We start from the raw sequence: 12,170 nt of genomic DNA, 5'->3' as shown, positions 1-12,170 counted from the left end.
GACCATGAACCCTGAACCCACCCCCACCGAACCTGGTAGTAGCACAGGTAGCAGCACAGGCACCGGCAAGATCATGCTGGTGGGCATCGGCCCCGGCAGCGTTGAGCACATGACGGCGCGCGCCCGCTCGGCCATTGCCGAGGCCGACGTGGTGATCGGCTATGTCACCTACATCAAGCTGGTGGCCGACCTGCTGGAGGGCAAGGAGATCATCCGCAAGTCGATGACCGAAGAGCTGGACCGCGCCATCAGCGCGCTCGAATGCGCCCGCGCCGGCAAGAAGGTGGCGCTGATCTCCTCGGGCGATGCCGGCGTGTACGGCATGGCCGGCCCCACCTACGAGGTGCTGTTCCAGGCCGGCTGGACGCCCGACGACCCAGTGCAGCTCGAGATCGTGCCCGGTGCCTCGGCCCTCAACAGCTGCGCGGCCCGCGTGGGCGCACCCCTCACGCACGATTTCTGCGCCATCTCGCTGTCGGACCTGCTCACCCCCTGGCCCACCATTGCCCGCCGGCTTGATGCGGTGGCCATGGCCGATTTTGTGGTGGCCCTGTACAACCCCAAGAGCGGCCGGCGCACGCGCCAGATCGTCGAGGCGCAGCGCCTGTTTCTGCGCCATCGCCGCGCCGACACCCCGGTGGCCATCGTCAAGAGCGCCTACCGCCGCCGCGAGAACATCGTCTTCACCACCCTCGACCAGATGGCCGAGGCCGACATCGGCATGCTCAGCACCGTGCTGATCGGCAACAGTAACACCTTTGTGCGCCACGGCCTGATGGTCACCCCGCGCGGCTACGCCAACAAATACGACATGGATGACGGCGGCAGCACCCGCGCCGGCGAAAAAGCCGGCCGATCCCTCTCCACCGGCCTGCTGGGCTGGCTCGAATCGCTGCAAGCCGACCACCAGGCCGGCGTCAGCATCGAAGCCCTGGCCGCGCTGCACCGGCTGCCGGCGGACTACATCCGCGACACCCTGCAACACCCGCCCGAAGCGCCCAGCACCCCGGCCCCCGCCGAAGAAAGCGAAGCATGAGCAGCCCCACCGACCAAGACGCCACCATCCCAGCCCTTGACGCAAGCAGCCCCGCCGTCGTCAAACCCAAGATCGGCAGCTACAAGCGCCACCTGCTGATCTGCACCGGCCCCCGCTGCAGCCCCGGCGGCGAATCGCAAGACCTGTACGACAGCCTGGGCGCCAAGTTCAAGGCCGCCGGCCTGGACAGCGGCGAACTGCGTGTGAAGCGCAGCCGCGTGAGCTGCTTTGCCGCCTGCAAGGGCGGCCCCGTGCTCTGCGTGCAACCCGACGGCACCTGGTACTACAACGTCACCCCCGAGAACATGGACCGCATCATCGAAGAGCACCTGGTGCAGGGGCGGCGGGTGGAGGATCTGGTGTTCCATCAGGCCTAGGGCCTTCGGTAGTTATATCGGCTACATCGGCTCCAGTCGGGCCTTGCTCATCATGGCTTCGGTGAAGGCCATCTCTTTGCTGAAGGCGCGCGTGAAGGCTTCGCTGTCTTGCGGCAGCACCTGGCCGCCTTGTTCCTCCAGGGCCGCGATCACTTGTGGCTGCTTGAGCGCGGTTTCCAGGGCGGCGTGAATCCGGGCCACGATGGCATCGGGTGTTCCGCTGGGCACCGACACGCCGCCCCAGGAGGTCAGCTCGACCCCCGGCACGCCGGCCTCGGCCAGGGTGGGCACGTTGGGCAGCTTGGGGTTGCGCCGCGGGCCGGTGGTGGCCAGCGCGCGCAGGCGGCCGGCCTGGATGTTGGCGTAGGCCACCGTGCTGATCGGGGCACCGAAGCTGACCTGCCGGCCCAGCACGGCGTTCACGATCTCGGAGGCGCCCTTGTAGGGCACATGCAGCGCCTGCACCTTGGCCACGTTGAGCAGCATCTCCACCCCCAGGTGCGAGGGCGTGCCCGTGCCGCCCGAGGCGTAGTCGACCTTGCCGGGCTGGGCCCGCATGCGGCTCAGCAACTGATCGAGTGTGTGGATGTCGGAGTCGGCCTGCACGATGATCACCGTGTCGGCACTGGTCAGCCCCATCACGTGTCGGAAATCCTTGAACACGTCATAGCCCGGCGACTTGTACATGCGCATGCTGGCCGCCATGGGCGAGCCCGAGTAGATCCAGGTGTAGCCGTCGGGCGGGGCCTTGGCCACCTGGCGGGCACCCAGGTTGCCGCCCGCGCCGCCCCGGTTGTCGATGACCACGGGCTGGCCCAAGGCCTTGGCGGCGGCCTCGGCCACGATGCGGGCCGTGGTGTCGGGCCCGGTGCCGGCCAGGTAGGGCACCACCCACTTGATGGCCCGGCTGGGCCAGGGCGCGGCGGCCCGTGCACCTGCCAGGGGCAGGGCACCGAGGGCGGCGGCCTGAGCCAGAAAGGCGCGCCGGCGCAGCGGGGGGCAGGGGATCGCATTCATGATGACTTGTCTCCATTGTCTGTTCTTGTCGGCTTCACCACGGCACCGTGGCCGCAAGGCTCAGGGCTGGCCCAGCAGCTCTTTGGCGATGGTGTTGCGCTGGATCTCGCTGGTGCCGGTGAGCACGCGGTACATGCGCAGCATGCGAAACAGAAACTCCACCCGGCTGCCCTGCACGATGCCCTCGCCGCCCAGGATCTGCACCGCCCGGTCGGCGATGCGGAAGGCCGCCTCGGAGCAGAACAGCTTGGCCATCGAGGCCTCGGCCCGGGGCTCGCCACCGGCGTCGATCTGGCGCGCGGTGGCCAGCATCAGGCCGCGCGCGGCCGCCCAGTCGGTGGCCATGTCGGCCAGCAGGTGCTGCACGGCCTGGAACTGACCGATGGCGCGGCCGAACTGCTTGCGCCGCAGGGCGTGCTCGCGCGCATCGCGCAGCGCCACCTGGGCCAGGCCCAGCATGGCGGGGCAGTGCAGCAGCCGGTTCACGGTGATGCGGCCCAGGGCCAGCGCCAGGCCCCGGCCCGGTTCGCCGATCAGGTGGGTGGCCGGCACGCGTGCGCCTTCGAGCACGATGTTGCCGGTGCTGGTCTGCCCTGCCATGGTCTTGTAGCCCGACACCACCCGCACCCCCGGCGCGTGCAGATCGACAAAAAAGGCCGACACCTCGCGCTGGGCCGGGTCGGTGGCGGTGGAGGCCATCAGCACGGCATAGTCGGCAAACGGTGAGCCCGAGATGAAGCGCTTCTCGCCGGTGATCTCGTAATGGTCGCCCACCTTGACGGCCCGGGTCTGCACATTGCCGGCGTCTGATCCGGCCTCGGCCTCGGTCAGCGCAAAGCAGATGGCCTTGTCGGCGCGCGCCACGGGGGTGATGAAGGTCTCCAGCTGGAACGGCGTGGCCACGCGGGCCAGCGCACCCACGCGCGGCGGGCCGCTGAGTTCGCCGAACACATGGGGTGCAAAGGGCGAGCCGCTGGCGTAGATGGCCTCTTTGATCAGCACGTGGTCCAGCACCGACAGGCCCAGGCCGCCCATCTGGCGCGGCAGCGTCATGCCGTAGAAGCCCAGCGCCTGCGAGCGCTTCCAGACCCGGCGAAGCAGGTCCTTGTCGGGCCCGTGCTCGTGGTCGATGCCGTGCTCTTGGGCCAGCGTGGCCAACTCGCCGTACAGGTAGTCGTTGATGCGGGTGATCAGCTCGGCCGCCTGCGGCGAGCCCTCAAAGGGCACGCCAGCAAACAGGGGGGCGGGTTGGGCGGTGTGTGAGGATGGGGTGTTGTGGTTCATGGTGGCCATTCGGGGTCTGTTTCAGTTCACCATCCGGGCGCGGCCTTCCCAGTAGGGGGCCTGCACGGCGCGGCGCATCACCTTGCCGTTGGGGTTCTTGGGCAGGGTGGGCACGAACTCGATGCGCCGGGGGCGCTTGAAGCCCCCCAGGTGCTGGGCGCAGAAGGCGTCGATGGCGGCACCCAGCTCGGTGCCCGCGTCGCGGCCCGGCTTCAGCACCACATGGGCCGCCACGGCCTCGCCCCATTTCTCGTCAGGCACGGCGAACACGCAGGCATCGGCAATCGCATCGTGCTGGTACAGCACGGCCTCCACCTCGGAGGGGTAGACGTTGAAGCCGCCGCTGATGACCATGTCCTTCTTGCGGTCCACGATGTAGACATAGCCTTCTTCATCCATGCGGGCCAGGTCCCCGGTGTGGTAGGCGCCATCTTTGAGCACCTCGGCCGTCAGCTCGGGGGCGCGCCAGTAGCCGGCAAACACATCGTCGCCGCGCACCACGATCTCGCCGATCTCGCCCGGCGCCACGGGCTGGCCGTCGTCGCCCACGATCTGCACATCGCATTCCAGAAACGGCCGCCCGCACGAGGCCAGGCGATCGGGCCGGGCGGCGCGGGCAAACAGATGGTCTTCGACCGACAGCCCGCACACGCCCGAGGTGGTCTCGCCCGCGCCATAGCCTTGCTGCAGGATGGGCCCGAACACATCCATGGCCTTCAGGATGCGGGCAGGGGCCATGGGGGCCGCCCCGTAGCCCAGGCGCAGCAGATCGGGCAGGGGGCGGTAGTGCCCCTCCAGCTCGGCCAGCAGCATGTTGATCATGGTGGGCACCATGAAGGTGTGCGTCACGCGGTCGGCCCGCATGTCGGCCAGAAAACGCGCCGGCTCGAAGCCATTGAACAGCCGTATCGTCACGCCCTGGCACAGCGCGGGCACGATCTGCATGCCCGAGGCGTGGGTGATCGGCCCCACCAGCCCCAGGATGTGCCCGGCCTGCTGGGCATCGGCCCGCATCAGGAACTTGCGCAGCTGTGCCAGCCGGTTGCCAAAGGTCTGCATGGCCGCCTTCAGCACGCCCGACGAGCCCGAGGTGTAGTGCAGCACCGCCACCTCGTCGGCCTGCACGGCCACCGGGGTGAATCGGTCGCTGGCACGGGCCAGCAGGGCCTCGTAGCCCGTGCCGGTGGGGTCATCGGTCAGCAGCACGATGGGCGCCCGGCCCGGCAGCGCCTGCTGCAGGTGCGGCTCGATGGCCTGTGCCCGGTCGGCCGTGGTGATGATGACGGCCGCATCGGCATTGGCGGCCACCGCACCCACCTCGGCAGGAGACAGGCGTGCATTGAAGGGCGCCTTGACCAGCCCGGCCTTGTAGCAGGCGATCTCGATCTCGACGATCTCCACGCAGTTGGGCAGGTAGAGGCCCACCCGGTCGCCCCGCTGCAGGCCCAGGCCCAGCAGCGCATTGGCCAGCCGGTTCGAGCGCTGCTCCAGCTCGGCATAGCTCACGCTGCGGCTGGGGCTTTTGACGGCGGTGCGCTGCGCATGGGCGCGGGCGCTGCGCGCCACCAGGGCGCCCACATTGAGAACCTGGCGCCCGGCCAGGGGGGGATGGCTTGTCATGCTGTCTCCTGAAATGCAGCTCCCGCTCTGCATGAGCGGGGCAGGGGCACTGTTCCAGAAGACGGGGGTATCAGGGAAATACCGATTGCTGATGGGGAGGTATCAAAATATCTGATGGGCTGGCTGCGCCCGCCAGGGGCCGCCTCAGCCCGGGATTCGGGCCTCCCAGCGCCCCTGGGCCACCAGCTGCCGCACCACGGCCTGCAGCGCGTCCATCACCACCTGCATCACCGCATTCACTTCACGATCGGCTGCGGTGGCCAGGGCATAGCGGCGCTCGATCTCGGGGTGGATCACGCGGGCCACCAGCCAGTCGCTGCTGGCGGCCGGCGCGTCGCCCAGTGCGCAGGCCGGGGTGAAGGTGAAGCCCGCGCCACACGCGTACAGCGACCGGATCACGCGGGCCGAGTCGTGTTCGTGCACCACGTTCAGCGCCACGGCACGCGCGCTGGCCGCCTCCTCCACCCGTTGGCGGATCGAGTACCGGCGCGACTGCAGCACCAGCGGCAGCGCAGCGGCGTCGGAAAAATCGATGAGGGGCCGGGCGGGCCTGTCGCTCCTGCCGCTATCGCCGACCCTGCCGCCCCTGCCCTCGGGCGCCTGCAGCAGGGGAAAGACACGCCCCTCTGGGTCGTAGCCACACAGGTACAGCGACTCCTGGGCCAGCGCTCGGCAGTGCAAGCCGTCCACCTGGGCGGTGTCCACCAGAATGCCGATGTCGGCCCGCCGGTCCAGCATGGCCTTCTTCACCATCAGGCTCAGATCGTCCAGCACAAACACCCGGATGCGCGGGTGCGAGGCCTTCAGCCGGGCCAGCAGGGGGCCCATCAGCAGCGACGACAGCAGAAACGGCACAGCCAACGTCACCGAGCCCTCGGGCTCTTGCGGCATGCGCTGGATGCGCTCACGCATGGCCGCCGCATCGCTCAGCAGCCGGCGGGCATCCTCATACAACTGCTGCCCGGCCGGCGTGGGCGTGACCCCCACATGCGAGCGTTCGAACAGCTGCGCGCCCAGCTCGGCCTCCAGCTTCTTGATCTGCGCCGTGAGCGCGGGCTGGGCGATGTAGAGCGAACTGGCCGCCCGCGACAGGCTGCCGGCTTCGAGCACGGTGATGAAGTAGCGGAGGGCGCGGAGGTCCATGGGGGCTGGGCTGTGGTCAGGTGGGGGGAGTTTGCATCAAGTGGGGTGAGGGGGCCGACAGCGGTGGGAACGGCGCTGGTTTGGGGGGCTGGTTCAGGCTGATCTCAGACGTTCGAGCTTGGTACGCCGAATGACTGCTGTTGTCAGTAGCGGCCGAACGACTTGGGAAGGCCTGGCTGGCGGCTCCGCCCCTGGAAGCAGTCGTCTCGCCCGATGCTCACATGCGAACTGTTCGATTGACCGCTATCGCGCCACGCGACCGTCGCAGATCGACCCGAAGCGGTTAGTCGCAGAGAATGGATCAGTGCCGGACGTGCACCAAAGGCTTCGGCGACCGCTCGCTTAACATCGACGCGACTCAGGGAGGAAGGATTGAGAATATGCTGACCGACATCTTTGCAGACAGGTACAAAGACCAGCTGATCTGGTCCACATTTGGCGATCCGGAGCGCCGCCTGCTGACGCAGATCTACAACCTCATCAAGGAGGTCTATCCGTACTGGCGCGATGGAAAGGAAATCGCACCCAACGTCGCCAAGTACAAGGAACTGCACGATCAGTTGGCTAACGAACTCGGGCGCAAGGAGCTTGCCCCTCGCTACTACTCCTACGCCCAGAAGAATGCGTTCGGTACAGACATCCCGACCAGCGGCTGGTACTCATACGAGTACGTCTTCGAGCAGTTCCTAACCGGCCCATTCGATGACTCGTGGGACCCCGACGTATACATCAAGGCCCGCATCAGCTTGGTCGAGTTGGTGATGCGCAAGCGCGGCAGCGAGATTGCAGCGATCAACTACCTCCTGCCCAGTGAAATCCAGGAAGCAAGCATCAATGCGGCCAGGGCAAAAGGTCGTGGCCTGCGTTTGCCGGGCGACCCAGCTGAAGGCGTAATCGCCAGAAACAAGGCCGTCAACGATGCCTTCAATGCGAAGGTTGAGGAACTCAATGAGCGCTTCCGGCGAGCTGGCGCGCCGCTGAACTACCACAACGGCTTCATCCAGTTCGCCACTGACCAGCTCGTGGAGCACCAAATCTCGAAGCCGTTCTGGACTCTGGTCTCTGACCCCAAGTGGTCGAACGTCGATATCGACATGAAGGAGGCTCTGGACCAGCGTGACAGCAACGGTAAGGACCCCGCGTTCTATGCAGCCAAGGCGCTAGAGAGCACTATCAAGATCATCTCGGCCGAGAAAGGATGGACTAGAGGCACAGAGCGCGGTGCGGCGCAGTATATCGACAACTTGATGAAGAAGGATCACGGCTTCCTTGACGTTTGGGAAGGCGAGATGCTGAAGGATTACTTCATCAAGGTTCGCAACGCGGTGGGCCATGGACCAGGCGATCAGCCTATGCCGACCCTAACACTGCCGCAGACCGACTGGGCTATCGAGACCGCCATGTCATGGATTCGAACAATGGCCCGCCGACTGAAGTCATCTTGACCTGCTAGCGGCTGACCGCTCCGGGTCGAGAGCATCTGTTAAACCCTCGACGCAGCAGATGTTCGCTGAAGCTTGAGACGGTGATCGGCAGCCCGACCGTCTTGGACAGCTGCTCCGCCCCCGACTGTGGTCATCGCCGCCGGTACGTAGCCGCGCGACCTGATAACGGCTTCCTGACCATGACCGTGAGCTCGGCGATCTGCTGCAGAGAACCGCAACCGCTGCAGAGTTGCCTGCCGACATTTGTCGGACGGCTTCAGGCTGATTGCAGCCAGTCGGCATCGAAGGTCGAGTGTCCGATCAATCGCGGCGAGCGGTCACTGAATGCGAGGTCGCGCACCGCAGACGATGGTCACATTCTTGGAGAATCGCATCTGCCCGTAGGCGGATTACCCCTCCTCCTTCCTGAACACGGCTCGAAAGTAGTTCACCGCAGCGGGGCCACTTGCCTTCAGCCAAGTCAAGAACTTTGGCGTCGCAAATGGCAGGAGCCATTCCAAGAACGCTGGGTCGTTGCCGATGACCTGCCGCACCCAGCGGATCATGTTTCCTGCTTCGCCGTCCCAATGGTGCACGTAGAGGTGCACACCTGTCAGGCGCTTGAATTCCAGGTGCTTGCCTAACTTCTGGCCTTCATCAATCCGGCGCCGCTCCCGCAGCGTCGACCACACCAGCAGGTCAGCCGCCTGCAGTTGCACAGCCCCGTCCTTTGTCTCTCGGCGAAACTCGCCAAGCCGGTACTTCGCCTCCAGCTCAGGCTGCTTTTTCGTCTCCTTGAACACCTTCTCTGCTTCGCCCCACCCCTCGGCCCCGTTCTCAAATACATAGTTCACAGAGCCCGCGTCGCGACCTCGGAACCTGTCCTCAATGCCATAGAAGGTTTGGTTAACGAGGAAGGAATATTCCCGCGTCCACGGGCTGCCCGCGACGACATTGCCGAAATGCTCCTTGTCGACGGAAAATGCAAACCCACAGGTCGCGTGCTTCTCGATGATCTTGATTGCCTCATCGAGCGACGCTTTCCGCAGGTCAACAGACAGGTGCTTGAACACGCCTTTGCCGTCCTGCCGAAATTCGCGCATGTGGAAATACGGCAGATCGAAGCGCTGAAGCATGCGCTTCCACTCCGCCTCAAACGCGGCCGACGACTCTCCTTCGAAGACGTAGCCCCCAATGCAAAGGTTCTTGGCGTCGTCGTTCGTGCCACTTTCGTCGAAGAACGCTTCTGCGATGACCATGTGGCTCCTTGCCAATTGAGCGAAATCGCTCACCTCTTGTGCATTCTCACGTGCCGTCAACGGGCGCGTTGTCTGTCTGTAGCAGTCCGACTGGTAGGCCCGCCAGGACCTCGATGTGCATTTCAAGCCGGTCAGTGCTCCGATGAGAGTCGTCTTGCCGGTGTTGTTGCCTCCAACAAGAACCGAATACTTTCCAAACCGGACTTATGCAGAGCGCACACCTCGAAATCTCTCGATCTTGAGGTTGGCGACTCTCATTTCATGCTCTTGTTGCTTGCGGCGCTTGCCCCCCAACATGGGCACCCAACCCATACTTCAAATTGCCGTATTCCCAGCTAGCCGTTTATGTGGTGGCTGGACAGTTGGCGACAGCGGCAGACTCTCGCTCGTCGCGAAATATGTCTTCCCCGAAGAGATCAAGGAACTCCTGGACCGCCGCTGCTAGCACCTGTCGTAGCTCCTCCAAGAGTTCTCGGAATGTCTCTGACGTGAACTCATGGTGTCGGCATATCACGCGCAACAGCCGCGACCGGAATTCCTCCACGTTTGAAGGCACATCGAGCAGCGACCCCATTGACCCGGGGTTCTCACGTAAGTTCTGATAGCGCCCCATGTTGAAGAAACTCAAGGTTGCACCGAATTCACCGTACTTCGCGACAAGGTTGCGCCACCGGTCTATATCCTTATCGGACATGGTGCCCAGTTTCCTGGACCGTGTGCTGTTGAAAGGCTCGACGTAGTCCATCAGCACATCAGCTGCGTCGCCAAGAAGGGGGCAGAAGTAGCGATCCCACCAGACTGGCATGTAGCGCTGCTGCAATTCGAGGTAGGTGAGTCCAACTATGTTGGTGTTATTGGTATACGCTACCGCGCCCGACTGTAGCCCCTTCTGCGACACGATGAATCCGAGATTGGCGCCTGTCTCATGCATCACCGTGGTAAATGCGTGAACAACAGCTTTAGGGATCGCCTCCTGCCAGTTCTTGCACTCGACGATGTACTGAATCTTGTCAACGCTCGCTTCATCGACGGCATACACGTCGACCTCAACTACTCCCCTGGGGGTAGTCAATGTCTTCTCAATGACTGCGTTTAGGCCGATTTCGCAGAATAGCCGGCAAACACCTGCCTGCAGTTCTCTCCAATCAGGAGGGTAGGGATGATCAATCACTTATTCACCTTAACGGGCAATGTCGTGTGTGCCCTGCCTCGAAGCTCGGCGGCGAGAAGATCGGCAACCTCGAGTAGGTCAGCTTCCTGTGTAAGAGTTTCGCGGCTCCGCCATCGATCTAGATGCTATCCGTTTCGGGACCGTTTGTTCGTAGCCGGCTGCTCATGGTCGGTATCCGTCAGCCAATTGATCTGCGCCACCGACCGCAACCGCTGCAAAGCCGTCACCCCTCAACCCACCTCAACACCCCAATAGCCGCCTCCACAGCCCCCGCCCGCCTTTCCACCCCCGCCTGCGTCACCCGAACCAATACCCGCAGGTCTCCAGGCGTGACGTTGAACTCTTCGGGCCGTTCGCGCGGCGGCATGCTGATGCGGAGACAGCAGGCTGTTGATGCAAGCCTGGGCCTGATGGGCTTCCTTGAGGCGGCTGACCTCGTCTTGCAGCAAAAGTCCCCTCGTTGTTTGGCTAACATTTGCAAACATTTTTCAGCAAACAGAGGAGCATCCCATGAAGCATTTCAAAACCGCGGCCTTGGCATTGGCGGTTCTGCTGTCTCAAAGCAGTTGGGCGGGCGAGTACGCATTCAAGCTGCACAACAAGGCGGCTGGCTACAACATTGTTGGCTTCTCCACCTACCAGGATGGGCAGTGGAGCAAGAATTGGCTGAACAAGGGTGAAAAGATCCGCCCTGGCGAATCGGCCTCGATGGACTGGAACAGCGACAGCGGCGACTGCGTGGTGCCGTTTCGGGTGACCTGGGAGAACTACGGCTCTGAGCAGTTCAAGCTCGACTGGTGCAAGGGCGTCCGCAACGTCTACATGCAGGACCAGGGCTTCCGCTGGGATTGAGGGCCTGCCCAAGCCGATCGATCCCTATCGCTCGGTTGCTGCCGGGCACCGGCGAGGGTTGATCGCTGGCAGCCGTTGCGGCGTTGGTGCTGCGGTCATGCGCCATCCATCGCATCCCCCCATTCCTGCACCAGCGTTTCGATCTGCACCCGGTCCAGCCCGGGCTCCAGCTCTTGCGCTGACGCGGGTTCCCCGGTCGGCAGGGCGCGCAGCCCTTGCTGGGTGTCGGTCCAGGTCAAGCGGCCGGTGCAGGCGGGGCAGCCAAAGTGGTCACCGGCGCGGCTGCTGCGCGTGCGGACCAGCGTCGGGCCGCAGGCCGGGCAATGCTGCAATGGCGTGCCTTCGTCACTGTGGCCGACGATGCCGTCAAAAACCCCGGCGCGGCCCATCTGCACGAAGGTGGCGCCCAGGGCCCGATCAAACTGCTGCCCCAGCTCGGATTCGATGATGTCCAGCGCCTGGGCGATGGGCATGCCCTTTCGGTAGGGGCGTGCGCTGGTCATGGCATCGAAGGCATCGCAGAGGCCCACCAGGCGGGCGTCGTGCGGAATCTCGGTGTCGGTCAGGCCCATGGGGTAGCCCTTGCCGTTGGGCATCTCGTGATGGTGGTGGATCACGGCCACGACCAGGCCGGCCAGGGGGTGGCCGGCCAGCATGCGGGCGCCTATCCGGGGGTGCGTTCTGATGGTCGCGAACTCGTCATCGCTGAGCGGGCCCGGCTTGCGCAGGATGGCATCGGAGATGCCGACCTTGCCCAGGTCGTGCAGAAAGCCTGCGATGGCGATGCGGCTGGCCTCGCGCGGCGTGCTGCCCGACTGCAGGGCCAGCGCGTGGGCCAGGCGTGCCACCCGCCACAGGTGTCCGCCCGTGTAAGGGTCGCGCGCCTCGACCATCCAGGCCGAGACCAGCAGGCTGGCCAGCAAGGCCTGGCGCAGGTCTTGTGTTTCGGGGTGGGCGGCGGTCATGATGGGGTGGCTCATGGTGGGG

At 64.8% G+C, this 12,170-nt stretch carries 11 protein-coding genes; 4 read left to right on the top strand and 7 right to left on the bottom strand.

Features of this window, described 5'->3' with window-relative positions:
- Positions 1-4: 4 nt before the first annotated feature.
- Positions 5-1,036, top strand: a complete 1,032-nt coding sequence (gene cobJ / locus L880_RS33030) for a precorrin-3B C(17)-methyltransferase (RefSeq protein ID WP_084461486.1) — start codon at positions 5-7, stop codon at positions 1,034-1,036.
- Positions 1,033-1,413 carry a (2Fe-2S) ferredoxin domain-containing protein gene (locus tag L880_RS0120830; protein ID WP_043330138.1) on the top strand — a complete coding sequence of 127 codons (381 nt, stop codon included), beginning with the start codon at positions 1,033-1,035 and terminating at the stop codon, positions 1,411-1,413. Before cobJ ends, L880_RS0120830 begins: the two co-directional genes overlap by 4 nt.
- Positions 1,414-1,434: 21 nt before the next feature.
- Here the strand turns inward: L880_RS0120830 and L880_RS0120825 are convergent, their stop codons facing one another.
- The 4 genes from L880_RS0120825 to L880_RS0120805 all read right to left on the bottom strand — a co-directional run bounded on the left by L880_RS0120825 (position 1,435) and on the right by L880_RS0120805 (position 6,477).
- Positions 1,435-2,430, bottom strand: coding sequence for a tripartite tricarboxylate transporter substrate binding protein (locus tag L880_RS0120825; RefSeq protein WP_043330136.1), 996 nt, complete (start codon positions 2,428-2,430; stop codon positions 1,435-1,437).
- A gap of 60 nt (positions 2,431-2,490) precedes the next feature.
- The gene (locus tag L880_RS0120820) at positions 2,491-3,714 is read right to left on the bottom strand and encodes an acyl-CoA dehydrogenase family protein (RefSeq protein ID WP_027477321.1); all 1,224 of its coding nucleotides are present in this window, start codon (positions 3,712-3,714) and stop codon (positions 2,491-2,493) included.
- Positions 3,715-3,735: 21 nt separating this feature from the next.
- Positions 3,736-5,334 carry an AMP-binding protein gene (locus L880_RS0120815; protein WP_027477320.1) on the bottom strand — a complete coding sequence of 533 codons (1,599 nt, stop codon included), beginning with the start codon at positions 5,332-5,334 and terminating at the stop codon, positions 3,736-3,738.
- A gap of 144 nt (positions 5,335-5,478) precedes the next feature.
- On the bottom strand, positions 5,479-6,477 hold the full coding sequence (locus L880_RS0120805; RefSeq protein WP_027477319.1) for a LysR family transcriptional regulator: 999 nt from the start codon (positions 6,475-6,477) through the stop codon (positions 5,479-5,481).
- A gap of 380 nt (positions 6,478-6,857) precedes the next feature.
- Between L880_RS0120805 and L880_RS0120800 the strand changes: the two genes are divergently transcribed.
- Positions 6,858-7,922, top strand: coding sequence for an AbiJ-NTD4 domain-containing protein (locus tag L880_RS0120800; protein ID WP_027477318.1), 1,065 nt, complete (start codon positions 6,858-6,860; stop codon positions 7,920-7,922).
- A 389-nt stretch (positions 7,923-8,311) separates the two neighbouring features.
- On the opposite strand, the gene L880_RS0120795 is transcribed toward L880_RS0120800, so the two are convergent.
- Complete coding sequence (locus L880_RS0120795; protein ID WP_027477317.1) at positions 8,312-9,160, bottom strand: DUF3800 domain-containing protein; 849 nt, start codon at positions 9,158-9,160, stop codon at positions 8,312-8,314.
- A 343-nt stretch (positions 9,161-9,503) separates the two neighbouring features.
- Positions 9,504-10,331 (bottom strand): restriction endonuclease, encoded by an 828-nt coding sequence (locus L880_RS33025; protein WP_051443477.1) that lies wholly within the window; start codon positions 10,329-10,331, stop codon positions 9,504-9,506.
- Positions 10,332-10,841: 510 nt separating this feature from the next.
- Between L880_RS33025 and L880_RS0120780 the strand changes: the two genes are divergently transcribed.
- A complete protein-coding gene (locus tag L880_RS0120780) occupies positions 10,842-11,183 on the top strand; it encodes a hypothetical protein (RefSeq protein ID WP_027477316.1) in 342 nt (113 codons plus the stop codon).
- 95 nt (positions 11,184-11,278) lie between these two features.
- On the opposite strand, the gene L880_RS0120775 is transcribed toward L880_RS0120780, so the two are convergent.
- Positions 11,279-12,163 (bottom strand): HD-GYP domain-containing protein, encoded by an 885-nt coding sequence (locus L880_RS0120775; protein WP_027477315.1) that lies wholly within the window; start codon positions 12,161-12,163, stop codon positions 11,279-11,281.
- Positions 12,164-12,170 lie beyond the last annotated feature (7 nt).

It is taken from the genome of Curvibacter gracilis ATCC BAA-807 (assembly GCF_000518645.1).
GTDB lineage: Bacteria > Pseudomonadota > Gammaproteobacteria > Burkholderiales > Burkholderiaceae_C > Curvibacter > Curvibacter gracilis.
The sequence above is the reverse complement of the archived record's forward strand: the minus strand, read 5'-3'. Positions and strand labels throughout refer to the sequence as shown.

Coding starts and splice junctions, on each gene's coding strand:
- cobJ (WP_084461486.1), top strand. CDS start 5: ATGAACCCTGAACCCACCCCCACCGAACCTGGTAGTAGCACAGGTAGC.
- L880_RS0120830 (WP_043330138.1), top strand. CDS start 1,033: ATGAGCAGCCCCACCGACCAAGACGCCACCATCCCAGCCCTTGACGCA.
- L880_RS0120825 (WP_043330136.1), bottom strand. CDS start 2,430: ATGAATGCGATCCCCTGCCCCCCGCTGCGCCGGCGCGCCTTTCTGGCT.
- L880_RS0120820 (WP_027477321.1), bottom strand. CDS start 3,714: ATGAACCACAACACCCCATCCTCACACACCGCCCAACCCGCCCCCCTG.
- L880_RS0120815 (WP_027477320.1), bottom strand. CDS start 5,334: ATGACAAGCCATCCCCCCCTGGCCGGGCGCCAGGTTCTCAATGTGGGC.
- L880_RS0120805 (WP_027477319.1), bottom strand. CDS start 6,477: ATGGACCTCCGCGCCCTCCGCTACTTCATCACCGTGCTCGAAGCCGGC.
- L880_RS0120800 (WP_027477318.1), top strand. CDS start 6,858: ATGCTGACCGACATCTTTGCAGACAGGTACAAAGACCAGCTGATCTGG.
- L880_RS0120795 (WP_027477317.1), bottom strand. CDS start 9,160: ATGGTCATCGCAGAAGCGTTCTTCGACGAAAGTGGCACGAACGACGAC.
- L880_RS0120780 (WP_027477316.1), top strand. CDS start 10,842: ATGAAGCATTTCAAAACCGCGGCCTTGGCATTGGCGGTTCTGCTGTCT.
- L880_RS0120775 (WP_027477315.1), bottom strand. CDS start 12,163: ATGAGCCACCCCATCATGACCGCCGCCCACCCCGAAACACAAGACCTG.